This is a genomic window from Cohnella rhizosphaerae (genome assembly GCF_029525575.1).
Taxonomy (GTDB): Bacteria; Bacillota; Bacilli; order Paenibacillales; family Paenibacillaceae; genus Cohnella; species Cohnella rhizosphaerae.
Genome location: NZ_JAPDIA010000001.1, coordinates 711,910 through 728,648, shown reverse-complemented (window position 1 = coordinate 728,648; position 16,739 = coordinate 711,910). Strand labels below are relative to the sequence as shown.

The following is a 16,739-nucleotide window of genomic DNA, read 5'->3' as shown; positions in this document are numbered from 1 at the left end:
CTAAATGGGTGCACAACGACCTGATGCTCTTTTTCTGTACGGCCAAGCAGGAGGAACCTGGCCGCTTTAGACGCGAGCTGATGCGATCCGCGAGGGCGTACAAGCAGCGGCTGCTCGAGCCTGCGCTGCGGGAGGAACTGCCCGGCGAGCCGTTGCTTCGCGCGGGCTGCGCGTTCGGCGAGTTTAAGCGAGGCGAGGCGACCGGCCGCAAGCTGCACGAGATGGCGCGGGAGGCGATGCAAAGCGGCCAGCGCGAGGATGCGCTGGACGACGCGCTCCGGCTCGGCGAATTGGAGCGGTTGCTGGAAAAGCAGGCGCTGCGCTCCGTCTATCAGCCGATCATCGACATTCGTGCGCATCGTCCGCTGGGCTTCGAGGCATTGTCGAGACCGGTGGATACGGACGTTTTCAGCGGCCCCCTGCCGTTGTTCGAATTCGCGGAACGCGCGGGCAAGGATTATGCGCTCGACCGCCTTGCCAGGGAACGGGCCATCTCGGGAAGCGCCGGCCTCGCGAAGGAACAGAAGCTGTTCCTGAATCTATCCCCGCGCATTATCGACGCGCCGCAGTTCGCGCCCTGGAAGACGCTGGCGCTGTTGAAGGCGCACGGTCTGACGCCCGATCAGGTCGTCTTCGAGATCACGGAGCGCTCGAGCATCAGCGACTTCGGTTCGGTGCAGCGGGTGTTGGCCCACTATCGAAGCCAGGGCTACAAGATCGCCATCGACGATGTCGGCGCGGGCTACTCCTCGTTGCTGTCGATCGTCGAGCTGAGACCGGATTATATCAAAGTGGACCGCTCGATCGTCAGCGGCTTGCATGCGGATACGTTCAAAGAGCATCTGCTGGGCACGCTCGTCGAAGCCGCGGACCGGATGGGCATCGGGCTGATCGCCGAGGGCGTGGAGACGCAGCTGGAGCTCGACAAGCTCATTGCGATGGGCGTGCCTTATGCCCAGGGCTACTTGCTCGGACGGCCGGGACCGATGGAGGGCGGCCGGCGCTAATGGCGTGCCGCTCGTGAACGTGCAAGCAGAATCGGCGTACCCTCGGCCGTTTGAACAGTATCCCATAGCGTCAGGAGCGGGACCTAAACCGTATGGCGATGCGTTTGAACGGTATCCCCTTCGAACAGGAGGCGTACGAGTCTGAGCTAGAGACAGCGCCGCTCTCGAGAACAATTCAAGCAGTGCTTGCTTCCCTAACGAGGGCGATGTCGTAACATTGCGCATAAGGGCCATTCCTGAACGAAGGGGATACTGTTCAAATATCGAAAGCCCTCCAACGTCTAACGGCCTGCATCCCATAAACCACGGGACGCAGGCCGTTGACTTGCAATGATGTCGTTTAAACTTCCGCGCTGAGCAGCAGTCCGGTATCCGGATACAGCGACTGCAGCTGCATCTGATCGGTATAGATCGCTTCGCGGATGGGAATCATCCGCCAAGGGGCTTGCTCGGCCAGCGGCTCCGCGACCCTGCGCCAGCCCATCGGCGAATAGGCGGCGGAGAGGCGTTCTTCGATCCCCGGATCAAGCTGAAGCTCTTGCTCGGATTGGAGTCTTCGGCTCAGGCTTTCGGCTTTGTCCCGCAGCTCGGTCATCGCGGCTTCGGACGGACTCGCGTACACCCTGTCCACTGCGTAATTCACTTCGATCGCCTGCCGCACGACGGACGAGGCGGCTTCGGCTGCGCGCTTGACGTGAGGAGGCAGCGGGGCGGGCTTAGGCGAACGTCTCGAATCGTCTTCGTCCCGCACGTACCGGTACGATTCCTCGTCGAGCACCTCTTGAAACGGCAACAGCGGCGTTACGCGATTGATCGGGGATACCCGGGACGTGAGACGGGCGGAGCCGTTCAGACTGTTGAAACGTATGGCCATGGATCGCTGACCTCCTCGGCGTTCGGCCGTTTTTTCCTATTACAAAGTTATGCTGAATTACCCGATGCGCATGCCCTTGAAACACGGGCGGGAGGGCTGTAAAAAACCTCCAAAATAATAGCTTAGGGAAGTCAATTATGATAAACTACTGTGCATGAGTACGGGTAAAAATTGGGCTTTAAAGCGATGCAGTCCGAGAGCGTTTACGGCGATCCGACCGTACCTCGGGCGAGCGCTATCCTACCGCATTGAGGGATGACGAACACATGACGGATCAACAGAACGACAACGTAGCCGCCGAAGGCGCGGTTTACTTTATTTTCGGCGCGACGGGCGATCTCGCGCGGCGCAAGCTGTACCCGGCTTTGTACAGCCTCTATCGGGAAGGCAAGCTCGGCGACAAGTTCGCGATCGTGGGGCTCGCGCGGCGCCCGCGAACGGACGAGCAGTTCCGCGAGGACGTCCTCGAATCGATCAAGGAATTTTGCCGATACAAGATCGGAGACGGCCAGGACTGGCAGGGCTTCGCGGAGCGGTTTACGTATCATTCGCTCGACATCGGCAACGTGGACGGCTTCCGCGAGCTCCAGGCGTCGACGGAGGCGCTTGAAGCGCGCTATTCCATTCCCGGCAATCGCCTGTTTTACCTGGCGCTCGCGCCGGAGCTTTTCGGCACCGTCTCCCGGAACCTGCGCGACGGCGGCATGCTGGAGAGCGCAGGCTGGCACAGACTGGTCATCGAAAAGCCGTTCGGCTACGACTATCCGTCCGCGTCCAAGCTGAACGAGGAGATCCGGCACGTATTCCGGGAGGAAGAAGTGTTCCGGATCGACCATTACCTGGGCAAGGAAATGGTGCAGAACATTGAGGTCATTCGCTTCGCGAACGCCTTCTTCGAGCCGCTCTGGAACAAGCAGCATATCGCGAACGTCCAGATCACGCTGTCCGAGACGGTCGGCGTCGAGGAGCGCGGCGCCTACTACAACAAGTCCGGCGCGCTTCGCGACATGGTGCAGAACCATATGCTGCAGATGCTGACGATGATCGCGATGGAGCCCCCGAGCCATCTCGATCCCGAAGCGATCCGCGACGAGAAGGTCAAGGTGCTTCGCTCCCTGCGCAACTTCAAATCCGGCGACGAGGTGCGCGAGCGCGTCATTCGCGGCCAATATACAGCGGGCGAGCTGAGAGGCCAGGCGCTGAAGGGCTACCGCGAGGAGGATTCGGTGCCGCAGGATTCGACGACCGAGACTTTTTTCGCTGCGCGTCTGTTCGTGGACAACTTCCGCTGGGCCGGCGTCCCGTTCTACGTCCGCACGGGCAAGCGGCTCCCGGTCAAGTCGACCGAGATCGTCGTCGAGTTCAAGAACGTGCCGGGCAACCTGCTGTTCGCAAGCCGTCAGCAGCTCCAACCGAACCTGCTCGTCATCCGGGTTAACCCGATGGAGGGCATCTATATTAGGATCAACGCCAAAAAAGCCGGGCAACGAGATGACGGTGCAGCCCGTGGCGATGGAATTTTGCCAGAGCTGCCAGGTCGGCATCAACACGCCCGAGGCCTACGAGCGCTTGATCTTCGACGCGGCGCGCGGCGATTCGACGTATTTCACGCGCTGGGACGAGCTGGCGGCCGCCTGGCAGCTGGTCGATCCGATCGCGGCCGCCTGGCAGGAGCATGCCGCGGACCTGGCTTACTACTCCGCCGGCGCATGGGGACCGCAGCAGGCGCACAAGCTGCTTCATCAGGACGGCTTCCATTGGTGGCCGGTGAACGGGCAGGACGAGGACAACGTCATTTGGGTGACGAACACCGGCAAGTAAAGTAGAAGGCTGCCCGCCTGCGCGGGCAGCCTTTAATCGGAGGAGGAATATCGGATGCCGCGGATTTACGACATCAGCATGACGATCGAAGAAGGCATGCAAGTCTGGAAAAATTACGAAGCAAAAAAAGCCGAGCATTCAAAACGTTCAAAATCACGATCAAGGCAAGCCGCACGAAAGCTTGCTGACGATGAACGTCCATACGGGCACGCACGTGGATGCGCCGCTGCACATGCTGGCCGGCGGCGCTACGATCGAGACGATCTCCCTGGAGCAGCTGGTCGGCCCGGCGCGCGTGCTCGATTTGACGCACGTTAAGGATTCGATCACGAAGGATGACCTCGTACCGTTTAATATCCAGAAGGGCGAGCGCCTGTTATTCAAGACGAGCAGCTCGTTCAGCGAACAATTTCTGATGGACTTCGTCTTCCTGCGCGAAGACGGAGCGCGTTATCTGGCCGAGATCGGCATCGCGGTCGCCGCCACGGACGCGCTAGGCATCGAGCGGGCGCAGGAGGAGTACCCGACGCATCGCACGCTGATGCGCGCAGGCGTCGTCATCGTCGAAGGCGTGCGCCTGAAGGACGTCGCGCCGGGCTCCTACTGGCTGGTCGTCGCGCCGCTCAAGATGACCGGCATCGACGCCGCGCCGGCCAGAGCATTGTTGATCGGGGACTAATGGAGCGAGTGTTGGAATGAACGAGGTTTAGAGGTTTAATCGGGACGCCAAGCGTCCCGATTTTTTTTTTACCGCAACGCCATGCCCTGGATTCCTTGCTTCAATATCGCTTTGCGCTCCGTCTCAAGACCGAGGCTGCAAGGCAACCGCAGACGGAAGCGATTTTCCTTCCACGCGTTTACAATAAAAATCGCAGCATGCTCGATCTCGCCCATTTACAACGTAACAGTGTTATGTTACATTCAAGCCAGAGGTGAGTTCGATGGAGCGCGAATTGATATCCAAAAGAGACCTGTTGGAGCAGATGGGCATTTCTTACGGTCAATTGTATCGCTGGAAGCGCAAGCAGCTCATTCCCGAGGAATGGTTTATCCGCAAGTCGACTTTTACCGGGCAGGAGACGTTTTTCCCGAAGGATATGATATTGGCAAGGATCGATCGGATCATGAACATGAAGGAAGATTTGTCCCTGGATGAACTGGCCGGCAAGCTGTCTCCTTATCAAACCGACCTGTCATTGTCCAAGCGCGAGTTGATGGATCGTAACATTGTTTCGGAGATTTCAATCAATCGGCACAGCGCGCCTGCGCAACTGAACGGTCAGGAGACATATTCGTTCGAGCTGCTGCTGTATTTTTTCGCGACGGACCAGCTGCTGTCCGCGGGCGAGATTAGCCTTATCGAGAGCGATTTGTTGATGGAAACGCTGCGGAATCACTTTCCCTCCTACGAGGGCAAGCCGTGCGAGCTGCTGTTCATGCGGAAGATGGGCGTGTCGATGTTCGCGCTCGCGGCGGTCCCGTCCGCGCTGCACTTCGATGCCGGCGTCAAGATCGTGGCCAGGCTCCAACTGGCGGAGCTCGCGGAGCAGTTGAGGAGCAAGCTGAATTAAAAAAGGAGGATATTCGGCGATGACGAACGAGATGATCGGCGACCTGAAAATGGACGGCATCGGCACGGCGGCAGGCGGCGTCTACAAGATGGTGGCGCTTAACGGCGTCTGCAAGGTGGCCGGAGAAGTGGAAGCGCAGAGGTTCGACGCGGACGGCCGAGTGCGCGTGGACGGACGATTGACGGTTGCCTTGCTCGACCTCGACGGCACGCTCGATATCGCGGGAGGCGCAAGCATCGGCGAGGCCGCGATCGACGGCGTGATTACCGTGAAGGGGACCTATGCGGGGCGGCGGCTGCGCTTGAACGGCATGCTGACCGTCGGCGAAGATTGCGAGATGGACGTCATCGAGGGGGGAAGGCGCCTTCAGGATCGGCGGGCTGCTGAATGCGGGCACGATCGATCTGAAGCTGCAGGGCAGAGGCGCCGCCAGGGAGATCGGAGGCGAAGCGATCCGCATCGGCAAGGGACGGACCGGCGCCTGGCAATCGCTGTGGCAGCACATCATGCCGAGCTTCGCGCAGGAGCTCGTCGCCGATACGATCGAAGGCGATGTGATCGAGCTGGATCATGCGACGGTCAAAGTCGTGCGAGGGGATCGGGTGACGATCGGCGAAGGCTGCGTCATCGATCGCGTAGAGTATCGGACCGAGCTTCGCAAGCATCCGTCGGCCCGCATCGGCGAGGAGGCGAGAACCAATGCATAACCAAAGCCGGCCCGCGCTTAAACTGGTCGGAACGAGCGCTTCGAACGGAGGCGTCTTCGGCCAAGTGAAAATCACGGGCGAGTGCGAGTTTCGCGGGGATCTGGATTGCGGCAGGCTGGCTTGCACCGGCAGCGTCGCCGTGCGCGGGGGACTGACGGCGGCTGCGGTCAAGCTCACCGGCACTTGCGGCGTCGAGACCGATCTTGTGAGCGGGGAGATCGGGGGGAACGGGCGAATTGAAGGTAAAGGGCGGCTTGCGCAGCGAAAAAGTGAGGCTCAACGGCCAGCTTGCCGTGGACAAAGACGCGGAGCTCGGCGACGCCATGCTGCGCGGGGCGATCGTGTGCGGCGGTCTGCTCAGCGCCGATCGGCTGGAGCTCGGTCTGTTCGGCCCCAGCAGCGTAGGCGAGCTCGGGGGAGGCCGGCTGCGCGTGCGGCGTAGCCGAATGGGTGCTCTGAAAAATCTGGTGTCGTCCGGGGGAGCCGCTTCGCTGAAGGCCGGCACGATCGAAGGCGACCAGGTCGAGCTGCAGTATACGGAAGCCGACGTCGTAAAAGGCGGCAATGTCGTCATCGGTCCCGGATGCAAGATCGGACGCGTCGAGTACAGCCGCGAGCTGCGCGTGGACTCGCGCGCCCAGGTCGGTCAGCGCGTGCGCATTTAATCCAATATCGTTTATTTAGGGAGGTTTAATCATGAGCGCTTCGCAAGGCAACAAGCTGGGCATCGTCCTCGCCGGACTGATGCTCGGCATCTTCGTGGCGGCCATCGACAATACGATCGTCGGCACCGCCATGGCGACGATCGTCTCCGAGCTCGGCGACTACGACAAGATCGTCTGGGTGACGTCGGCATACCTCGTTACGGAGATGGCCGGCATGCCGATCTTCGGCAAGCTGTCCGACATGTACGGACGCAAGCGGTTTTTCATCTTCGGCATGATCATGTTCCTGCTCGGCTCGGTATTGTGCGGAACCGCGACGAGCATCGCCGAGCTGTCGGTCTACCGGGCCATCCAGGGCATCGGGGGCGGCGCGCTCGTGCCGATCGCTTTCACGATATTGTTCGACGTCATTCCGGTGGAGAAGCGCGGCGGCATGTCCGGCATCTTCGGCGCCGTCTTCGGCACTTCGAGCCTTGCGGGACCGCTGCTGGGCGCGTACATTACCGACCATGTCCACTGGCGCTGGATTTTTTACATCAATCTTCCGCTCGGTCTGGTCGCGCTGGCGCTGATCGTCTTCGGCTACAAGGAGTCCCGCGTTCATATGAAACAACGGATCGACTGGTGGGGCGCTTCCACGCTCGTCGGCGCGGTCGTCAGCCTCATGTTCGCGCTGGAGCTGGGCGGGGGGGACGTACGCGTGGGATTCCGCGCAGATCGTCTCGCTGTTCGCCGCGGCGTTCGCGCTGTTCGCGGTGTTCCTGTACGCGGAGACGAATGCGGCGGATCCGATCATCTCTTACGATATGTTCCGGCAGCGGCTGTTCGCCTCGAGCACGGTGGCGGGCTTGTTCTACGGCGCGGCGTTCATCACGTTCGCGATGTACATTCCGATCTTCGTACAAGGCGTGAACGGCGGCTCCGCTACGAACTCGGGCCTCATCCTGCTCCCGCTGACGCTCGGCTCGGTCGTATCTTCGCAGATCGGCGCGTTTCTGGCGATGAAGACGTCTTATCGAAACGTCATGATCTTGTCCGCCGTCATCCTCGTGATCGGGGCGGCGCTGCTGTCGACGATCACGCCGGACACGTCGCGGGCGACGCTGGTCTGGTACATGATCGTCACGGGCGTCGGCGTCGGCTTCTCGTTCTCCGTGCTCGGGATGGCGAGCATGCACGGCTTCGGCGCCAACCGGCGCGGCTCGGCGAGCTCGACGATGTCGTTCGTACGTTCGCTCGGCATGACCGTCGGTCTGACCGTCTTTGGCATCATGCAGCGCAATTCGCTCGCGGATAAGATGAAGGACGCGTTCGCAGGCGCGAACGACGCGCAGGGCGCTGCGCTCGGCGACATCCGGCAATCGTTGACGCCGGAAAACCGCGCAAATATACCCGAGCAAACGCTGCACAAGATCGTCGAGGCGCTGTCGTCCTCGATCTCGCATATGTTCCTGTGGTCGCTCGTGCCCGCGGGCCTCGCGCTTGCCGCCGTCTTTTTCATGGGCCGGTCGAAGCTGGAGATTCCCGCGAAAGGGGAAAAGCCGGAAATGGCCGCGGGCGGGCATTGAACGGCAGTTCGGGGACATGGCATCGTGGGCATGACGCCGGCCTCGCCATTTCATATTGAGTTCACAAACCGGTCGTAAGATGGCGACAGTTCAAAACGCGGATGCCGTCCGGGAGGGCGGCGGTTCCGCCGATTTAAAGGGGTGCAAACGCAAATGGCAATGGCTCCACTCGCGCAAGCCGCGATCGGACGCAAAAACAACAAAGCGCTCGTCCTGACGGGCCTGATGCTCGGCCTGATTTTCGCGGAGCTCGACGAGACGATCGTCTCCACCGCGATGCCGACGATCATCCGGGATCTGCACGGACTGCCGCTGATGGGCTGGGTAGCCGGCATCTATATGCTGGCCATGACGCTGTTCATGCCGATCCTCGGCAAGTTGGCCGATCTGTACGGCCGCAAACGCGTCTATCTCGCTTGCATCGGCCTGTTCATCGCGGGCTCGTTCGTCTGCGGGCTTGCGCATTCGATGCCGATGCTGCTCGTCGGCCGGGGCATTCAAGGGATCGGCGCAGGCGGTCTGATGCCGCTCGCCATGGTCATTCTGGGCGATACGTACGAGCTCGAGCAACGCGCCAAGCTGCAAGCGCTGTTCGGACCGCTGATGATCCTCCCGCAGCTGCTCGGACCGACAATCAGCGGCGAGCTCATCTCGCACGTGAACTGGCATTGGATTTTCCTGATCAACCTTCCGTTCGGCATCCTGACCGCGGCCGTCATGTGGTTCGGGATGGTCGAAAAGAGGGGCGAAGAAAAGAAGCGGATCGACTGGCTCGGCGCCGCGACGCTCATGCTCGCGCTGCTGTCCCTGCTGCTCGCGCCGGTGCTCATCGAGACGCAGGGGCTGTCGTGGAGCTCGCCGCTAATTATCGGCATGCTCATCCTGTTCGTCGTGCTGACGGCGCTGCTGATCTGGATCGAACGACGCGTGGAGGAGCCGATCATCCCGCTTCACCTGTTCCGCAACCGCAACGTCGTCGTATTGTCCAGCATCGTGTTTATCCTCATGCTCGGCGTGATGGGCACGTTCGCCAACTTCCCTTTTTTCGCGCAAAACGTCATGGGCCTGTCGCCGAGAGCTTCGGGATATTTGAACCTGGCGTTCATGGGCGGGGCGATCCCGTTCAGCATCCTGGTCGGATTTTTGATCACGCGAGTCGCGTACCGCACGATTTTTATTCTTTCGTTTACGCTGCCGATCGTCGCTTTGGCGCTGATGCTGCAGTTTGACATCGACGTCAGCGTCATCTTCGTCGTCGTCGCCTTCGTCATCATGGGCGTCGGCCTCGGCGCGCTGTTCGGCGGGGACAATCTGATCGTCCAGGAGTCGGTCAGCAAGGAGGAGAGCGGGATCGCGCTGTCGACCGTGCAGCTCTTCCAGTCGATCGGGGCGTCGATCGGTCTCAGCGTGTTCGGCTCGCTGCTGGCCGGGGACATCAAGAAGGGCATCGAGGGAATCGCGGATCGATTGCCGGCGGGCACCGCGGGCGAGATTCAGACGGGCGGCATCCCGAAGGGACTCGCGCCGGACCTGCTCGAACACGTCAAGACCGCGTTCTCCGGCGCGTATCACAATCTTTACGTCATCTCGATCGTGTTCGTCTGCATCGCCTTCGTGCTGTGCTGGTTCCTGAAGAAGGAAGTGCTGCAAAAGCGGGAGGACGGAGACGCGCCGCTGGCGCATTGAGCTTTCGTCAAAGACTAAGGACAGGGAGCCGTGTTGCACTTCAGGGTGCAATGCGGCTTTTTTACACGTGCTGGCCGCGCGACTTGCCGGAGGTGTCGCTCTTGTACGCACGCTCGCCGCCGCCATAGCGCAAAAATGCGCTATCCTTGCCGCGTGCTTGTTGCTCGCGCCACGCTCACCGCCGCCATCGCGCAAAAATGCGCTATTCTCGCCGCGTGCTCTTTGCTCGCGCCACACTCGCCGCCGCCATCGCGCAAAAATGCGCTATCCTCGCCGAATGCCCTTGGATCGCAGCAGTTCACGTCCTGGAACGGGCACAATATGCTATAATGTAGTTTGCCATATTGTCCAAGAGAGGAATCCGTGATTCATGAGCAAAGCGATCCGCGACGAACTTAAGCAGGAAGTGGCGAAGCGCCGCACCTTCGCGATCATATCCCACCCCGATGCGGGCAAAACGACGCTGACCGAAAAGCTGCTGCTGTACGGGGGCGCGATTCATATCGCCGGCTCGGTCAAGGCGCGCAAAGCCGCCCGCCACGCGACCAGCGACTGGATGGAGATCGAGAAGCAGCGGGGGATCTCCGTCACTTCGTCGGTCATGCAGTTCCAGTATGCCGGCAAAAACGTGAACATCCTGGACACCCCGGGTCACCAGGACTTCAGCGAAGACACGTACCGCACGCTGACCGCCGCCGACAGCGCGGTCATGCTCATCGACGTCGCCAAAGGCGTCGAGGCGCAGACGATCAAGCTGTTCCAGGTATGCCGCAAGCGGGGCATTCCGATTTTCACCTTCATTAACAAGCTCGACCGCGAGGGACAGAATCCGTTCGAGCTGCTCGAGGAGATCGAGCGCGTGCTCGGCATCCGCTCGGTGCCGATGAACTGGCCGATCGGCATGGGCCGCGAGCTGTGCGGCGTTTACGACCGCATGAAGAAGCAGGTCGAGCTGTTCCAGGGCAACGACCACTCCACGATCGAGGTCCGCCCGGCCGCCGACTACAACGATCCGGCGATCCGCGAGATGGCGGGCGATTATCTCGCCGACCAATTGGCCCAGGATCTCGAGCTGCTCGACGTCGCGGGCGACCCGTTCGACTACGAGAAGGTGCGCGCGGGCGAGCTGACGCCGGTCTTCTTCGGCAGCGCCGTCAACAACTTCGGGGTGCAGACGTTCCTCGAGAACTTCCTTCAGCTGGCTCCGGCGCCGACTTCGCGCCGTACGACGGAGGGAGAAGTCGAACCGGACGACGAGAAGTTCTCCGGTTACATTTTCAAGATCCAAGCCAACATGAACCCCGCTCACCGCGACCGCATCGCTTTCCTGCGCATCTGCTCCGGCAAGTTCGAACGTGGGATGTCCGTCAAGCATGTGCGCGCGGGCAAGGACATTAAGCTGTCCCAGCCGCAGCAGTTCCTGGCGCAGGATCGCGACATCGTCGATACCGCCTATCCGGGCGATATTATCGGTTTGTTCGATCCGGGCATTTTCCGCATCGGCGACAGCCTCGCCCAGGGCGCGAACATTACGTTCGACGAGCTGCCGACGTTCTCGCCCGAGATCTTCGCCAAGGTGTCGGTCAAAAACGCGCTCAAGCAGAAGCAGTATCTCAAAGGCCTCGATCAACTGACCGAAGAGGGCATGGTGCAGGTGTTCCGGTCGATCGGCCCGTTCGAGGATACGTATCTCGGCGTCGTCGGTCAGCTTCAATTCGATGTCTTCGAGTACCGCATGAAAAACGAGTACGGCGTCGATATCCAGCTCGCGCGCACGCAGTTCCAGTTCGCCCGCTGGATCGTCGCCGACAAGCTCGACGCTTCGAAGTTCCGCATCAACTCGACGCTCGTCAAGGACAAGAACGACAATAACGTCGCGCTGTTCGAAAACGAGTACGCGATGCGTACCGCCGTGGAGCGCATGCCCGACGTACAGTTTCTGGAGACGGCGCCCTGAAGGCAGCGAATGCGTGCGTAAAGGAAGCCCCGGCCGCCTGCGGCCGGGGCTTTGCTGCGCGCGCGGACGTGCATGCACAAATCATGTGCATGATCCGGGTACTCGCGGGCGAAGGCGGCGCGGGGGGAGGGAATCATGCACGAATCATGTGCATGATCCGGGTACTCGCGAGCGAAGGCGGCGCGGGGGAGGGAATCATGCACAAATCATGTGCATGATCCGGGTACTCGCGAGCGAAGGCGGCGCGGGGGAGGGAATCATGCACAAATCATGTGCATGATCCGGGTACTCGCGAGCGAAGGCGGTGCGGGGGGAGGGAACCATGCACAAATCATGTGCATGATCCGGGTACTCGCGAACGAAGGCGGCGCGGGGGGAGGGAATCATGCACAAATCATGTGCATGATCCGGGTACTCGCGGGCGAAGGCGGCGCGGGGGGAGGGGACATGCACAAATCATGTGCATGATCCGGGTACTCGCGGCGGGAGAGGCGGGTACAGGCGGGCGTACGCGGCGCAGCAGCCGCTACTTTGTTTATTGTTCGCGCGGTGCCTTTTCGCTATAATGAAAATCATATACAAGTTTGGGGCAAATCAAGGCAAAGGAGCGGACCGAATTGGCTACTTTAAAGGATATCGCGGATCAAGTGGGCGTATCGATCTCCACGGTGTCCAGAGTCGTCAACAACGATACGAGCCGTTCCGTCAATGCCGACACACGGCAGCGCATCTGGGACGCGGTCGCGCAGCTCGGCTACAACCCCGGCAAGACGGCCAGGGACGGCGCGGGCTCGAAGCGCGGGACGGCCGCGCGCCAGTCCGATATCGGCAAGATCGGCTGCATCGTGGCGGTCAATCAGAACAAGTACAACCATCCGTACTTCTCCCCGATCCTCGAGGGCATCGAGCGGGGCATTCAGGAACACGGCGGAGAGTTGGCGTATATCCACAACGGCGAAGATCTCAAATCTCCCGAGATGCTGCAAAAGGTGATCCAGGATGGCGGGGTGGACGGCATCATCGTCGTCGAGAGCATCGATCCGGTCGTCTATGACGCGATCAAGCGCCATATCCCTTGCGTTGTCGGCATCGACGTATCCGATCCGTCGATCCCGAGCGTCGGCTACGACCGATTGATGGCGGCGAAGCATGCGGTGCAGCACCTGATCTCGCGGGGGCATCGGCATATCGGCTTCCTCGGCGGCTCCGGCAGGTCGCTCGACATCACCAAGGAAAAAAGGTACCGCGGCTACAAAGAGGCGATGGACGAAGCCGGACTCGCGCTGCATAAGGACTGGATCCTCGATACGGAATGGAACGCGGAAAAAAGCTATACGTTGATGAAGCGGACGCTCGAGAAGACGACCAAGCTGCCGTCCGCATTTTTGGCCGCCAGCGACATGATGGCGATCTCCGCCATGCGCGCCGTATTCGAGAGCGGCCTGCGCATTCCGCAGGACGTCGCCATCGCCTCCATCGACAATATCGACTTCGCCGAGTATGCGACGCCGCCGCTGACCTCCGTACATATTCCGAAGTTCGAGATCGGCTGGGTGGCCGCCAAGACGCTCGTCGATGTCAGACAGAACAAATACCCGCTGCCCGTCAAGATTACGCTGCCGTTCGAGTTAATGGCCAGACAATCGACATGATACGGCACGATTCGTATGCCCTGCCCGTTTATGCGGTGCAGGGTATTTTTGTTTTCCAAAGGTAATTGGGTTATTTGCGGCAAAATTATCGAAGTTTTTGCGTGAAAAAATGTTTGTTTACTTTTAACAATTGAAGCGCATTGCAAGCGCTTAGATCGTTAATTTCCGAATGTTTAATTGTGCCGCCATCCTAATCTGTCGTGTTTTACGAATATTTACGCCAAATATAACCCAAAAACATGGGGGAAAAACTATCCAAATTTCATTAAAAATCCTTGACGGTTCTCTGATATTCGAATAATATTTAGTTTGTAATCCAAAAAAAACAAAGTTTGGCGCAAAAAAAACATCAGGGTTGGGGGATACAACATACGATGAGCAAAATCCGGCTGGCATTGATCGGCGTAGGCGATATGGGCACCGGCCATGCGATGGGGTTCGATCAAATCGAAAACTGCGAAATCGTCTGGATCGCGGATCCGAGCGAATTCAACTTGGCGAGGGCGATGCCTTACATAAGAAGAAACAAACCCGGCATCGTTGCGAGTTACATGGAATTGTTGGAGCACATCGACAGCTTCGACGCCGTCGTCATCTCGCTGCCCAACTATATGCATCGCGATGCGGCGGTACCGTTTATCGAACGCGGCAAGCATGTGTTTCTGGAAAAACCGGTCGCGCCGACGCTCGGCGAATGCGACGAGATCATCGCCAAGGCGGAAGCTGCCGGCGTGATCCTGCAGATCGGCCTCACTTACCGTTACTCGAACATCTATCGCCGGATGCGCAGGGAGCTGGATGCCGGGCGGCTGGGAGACGTCGCCATGATGTGGTGCAAGGAATTCCGCGATCCGTTCCCGCCGGTGGACTGGTTTTATGACGCTTCCAAGTCGGGCGGCGCGCTCATCGAGAAGGATTGCCACCACTTCGATATTTTCAACTGGATGATCGATTCGAAGCCGCGCCGCGTGTTCGCGTCCGGCGGTCAGCACGTGCTGAAGGACGGTCAGCCAAACGTCATCACCAACTCCTATACGCATTACGAGACCCGTACGCTCACGAGCACTTCGATCGTCGACCATGCCTGGGTCATCGTCGAATACGAGAACGGCAGCAAGGCGAATCTCGGCCTCTGCATGTATCTGAAGCCGAGGAACCTGATGGACGAAGGGCTCGAGATCGGCCTGCTCGGCAGCAACGGCGGCCAGATGATCGCCAAAAAAGGACAAGACGATCGACATCTTCGGTCCCGAGGACAGGAGCCGCGACCACATCGATCTGGACCACGAATCCGATTCGGTGAACGGCGGACATACCGGCAGCCAGCGGCAGCGGCATGCCTTCCTGAATTCCGTCGCCACGGGCGAAGCGCCCTATGCCAACGGCCGGATCGGCCGGGATGCGCTGCTCGTCGCGCTTGCCGCCGAACGTTCCATCAAGGAAGAACGATACGTCTACATCAGCGAGCTGAGCTAAGGCCGACAGACAGGGGGGAGTCCGCATGACCTCGAGGTGGAAAGAGGAAGGCGCGTTTTTGTTGTTCATCCTTCCTTGGATCGTAGGTTTTCTCGTGTTTTTCGTCGGACCGGCCGCGCTGAGCATGATCTACAGCTTCGCGGATTACAACTCGGTGACGCCGCCGCAGTGGATCGGGTTCGACAACTACCGGGACTTGTTCAAAGATCAGATTTATTTGAAAAGCTTCGGCAACACGCTGTATTTCGTTTTTATCGCCGTGCCGATCACGGTCATGTTCCAAATTCTGATCTCCGTCGTGCTGAACGTCGAGATCAAGGGCATTCGCTTTTTCCGCACGATCTATTACTTGCCCTACCTGGTGCCGCCCGTCGCGACGGTCATCATCTGGCTGCTGCTGTTCGGCACGGACGGCGGCTTCGTCAATCAGCTCCTCGAGGCCGTCGGCATCCCGAAGGTAGACTGGTTCGGCTCCGAGGGATGGAGCAAGCCGCTGATCGTGACGATCGGCATCTGGAGCTCGGGCGGACCGGTCTTGATCTTCCTCGCCGCGCTCAAGGGCGTGCCCGCCCAGCTCTACGAGGCGGCACGCATCGACGGCGCCAGCCGGGTCCGCCAATTTTTCACCATCACGCTGCCGATGATCTCGCCGACGATTCTTTTCTCGCTGGTGCTGCAGATGATTTATTATTTCCAGATGTTCACCGAATCCCGCCTGCTGAACAACGGGGGGCCGGACTACTCCTCGTCGACCTACATGCTGAATACCTACAATACCGCATTCCGCGACATGAAGTTCGGCTATGCGATGGCGCAGTCCTGGATTCTGTTCGTCATCATCCTGATCCTGACCTGGATCGTGATGAAAACGTCGAACCGATGGGTCTACTACGAGAGCGATAAAGGGGGGCGACGCATAGGCATGACTTACCGATTCAAAACGCCGCTGCAATACGTCGCGCTGCTCGTCGGCCTGTTCATCTTCGCCGGCCCGCTGTTCTGGCTGCTGTCCACGATGCTCAAGACGCAGGAGCAGACGTTCAGATATCCGCCGGAGTTTCTCCCGCACCCGCTTACGCTAAGCGCGTTCGGGCGGCTCTTCGAATCGATGCCGCTCATGGGCCGCTGGATGGGCAACTCGTTCGCGATCGCGGGCTCCGTCGGTCTCGGCACGATTCTGTTCTCCTCGCTGATCGCGTTCGGGTTCGCCCGCACGAAGGCGCGTTCGCGCAAGTTCCTGTTCGCCATCGTGCTGGCCACGCTCATGATTCCGGCGCAGGTGACGCTGATCCCGCTGTATCTGCTGTACCGGAACATCGGCTGGTACGATACGTGGCTGCCGCTCATCGTTCCGCACGTACTCGGCAATCCGTACTTCATCTTTTTGTTCAGGCAGTTTTTCCTCACGATCCCGCGGGAGCTGGACGAAGCGACCTACGTCGACGGAGGCGGGTACTGGACGATCTACTCCAGGGTTATCCTGCCGCTGTCCAGCCCGATTCTCGTGAGCGGCTTCATCTTCTCCTTCGTCTTTTCGTGGACGGACTTCTTTTCCCCGCTCATCTTCATTCAATCGGAAAAGCTGCAGACGCTCAGCGTCGGCCTCCAGATGATCATGGGCCAGACTTCGCACGACTTCCCGGTGCTCGCGGCCGGTTCGTTCCTCGCGCTGCTGCCGATCGGCGTCATCTATTTCTTCGCCCAGCGCTACTTCATCGAGGGGGTGGTCATGACCGGGATCAAGTAATCCCGGGG

General features: G+C 59.9%; 11 protein-coding genes and 3 pseudogenes. 13 read left to right on the top strand and 1 reads right to left on the bottom strand.

What is annotated here, in order from left to right:
- The first annotated feature begins 8 nt into the window (after positions 1-8).
- On the top strand, positions 9-1,007 hold the full coding sequence (locus OMP40_RS03415; protein ID WP_277529110.1) for an EAL domain-containing protein: 999 nt from the start codon (positions 9-11) through the stop codon (positions 1,005-1,007).
- A gap of 340 nt (positions 1,008-1,347) precedes the next feature.
- Here OMP40_RS03415 and OMP40_RS03410 read toward each other — a convergent pair whose 3' ends face one another.
- Positions 1,348-1,881: a hypothetical protein gene (locus OMP40_RS03410; protein ID WP_277529108.1), complete on the bottom strand. Its 534-nt coding sequence runs from the start codon at positions 1,879-1,881 to the stop codon at positions 1,348-1,350.
- 266 nt (positions 1,882-2,147) lie between these two features.
- Here OMP40_RS03410 and zwf point away from each other — a divergent pair.
- The 12 genes and pseudogenes from zwf (at position 2,148) to OMP40_RS03350 (ending at position 16,731) form a co-directional block, all read left to right on the top strand.
- Positions 2,148-3,702 (top strand): annotated as a pseudogene (gene zwf, locus OMP40_RS03405) (glucose-6-phosphate dehydrogenase).
- A gap of 54 nt (positions 3,703-3,756) precedes the next feature.
- Positions 3,757-4,381, top strand: a pseudogene (locus OMP40_RS03400) (cyclase family protein).
- Positions 4,382-4,643: 262 nt separating this feature from the next.
- Positions 4,644-5,273, top strand: coding sequence for a YhbD family protein (locus OMP40_RS03395; protein ID WP_277529105.1), 630 nt, complete (start codon positions 4,644-4,646; stop codon positions 5,271-5,273).
- A 19-nt stretch (positions 5,274-5,292) separates the two neighbouring features.
- A complete protein-coding gene (locus OMP40_RS03390) occupies positions 5,293-6,048 on the top strand; it encodes a hypothetical protein (RefSeq protein WP_277529104.1) in 756 nt (251 codons plus the stop codon).
- Between the two features lie 168 nt (positions 6,049-6,216).
- Positions 6,217-6,645 (top strand): cell shape determination protein CcmA, encoded by a 429-nt coding sequence (locus tag OMP40_RS03385; protein ID WP_277529103.1) that lies wholly within the window; start codon positions 6,217-6,219, stop codon positions 6,643-6,645.
- 31 nt (positions 6,646-6,676) lie between these two features.
- Positions 6,677-8,213, top strand: a pseudogene (locus OMP40_RS03380) (MDR family MFS transporter).
- A 153-nt stretch (positions 8,214-8,366) separates the two neighbouring features.
- On the top strand, positions 8,367-9,899 hold the full coding sequence (locus OMP40_RS03375) for an MDR family MFS transporter (protein ID WP_277529100.1): 1,533 nt from the start codon (positions 8,367-8,369) through the stop codon (positions 9,897-9,899).
- Between the two features lie 370 nt (positions 9,900-10,269).
- Positions 10,270-11,856 carry a peptide chain release factor 3 gene (locus OMP40_RS03370; RefSeq protein WP_277529099.1) on the top strand — a complete coding sequence of 529 codons (1,587 nt, stop codon included), beginning with the start codon at positions 10,270-10,272 and terminating at the stop codon, positions 11,854-11,856.
- 270 nt (positions 11,857-12,126) lie between these two features.
- Entirely contained in the window at positions 12,127-12,324 is a 198-nt protein-coding gene (locus tag OMP40_RS03365) for a hypothetical protein (protein WP_277529097.1), read from the top strand.
- Positions 12,325-12,473: 149 nt separating this feature from the next.
- Positions 12,474-13,508, top strand: coding sequence for a LacI family DNA-binding transcriptional regulator (locus tag OMP40_RS03360; protein WP_277529095.1), 1,035 nt, complete (start codon positions 12,474-12,476; stop codon positions 13,506-13,508).
- A gap of 374 nt (positions 13,509-13,882) precedes the next feature.
- Positions 13,883-15,013 (top strand): Gfo/Idh/MocA family protein, encoded by a 1,131-nt coding sequence (locus OMP40_RS03355; protein ID WP_277529093.1) that lies wholly within the window; start codon positions 13,883-13,885, stop codon positions 15,011-15,013.
- A complete protein-coding gene (locus tag OMP40_RS03350; RefSeq protein ID WP_277529092.1) occupies positions 15,010-16,731 on the top strand; it encodes an ABC transporter permease in 1,722 nt (573 codons plus the stop codon). The genes OMP40_RS03355 and OMP40_RS03350 overlap by 4 nt, the downstream gene beginning before the upstream one ends.
- Positions 16,732-16,739 lie beyond the last annotated feature (8 nt).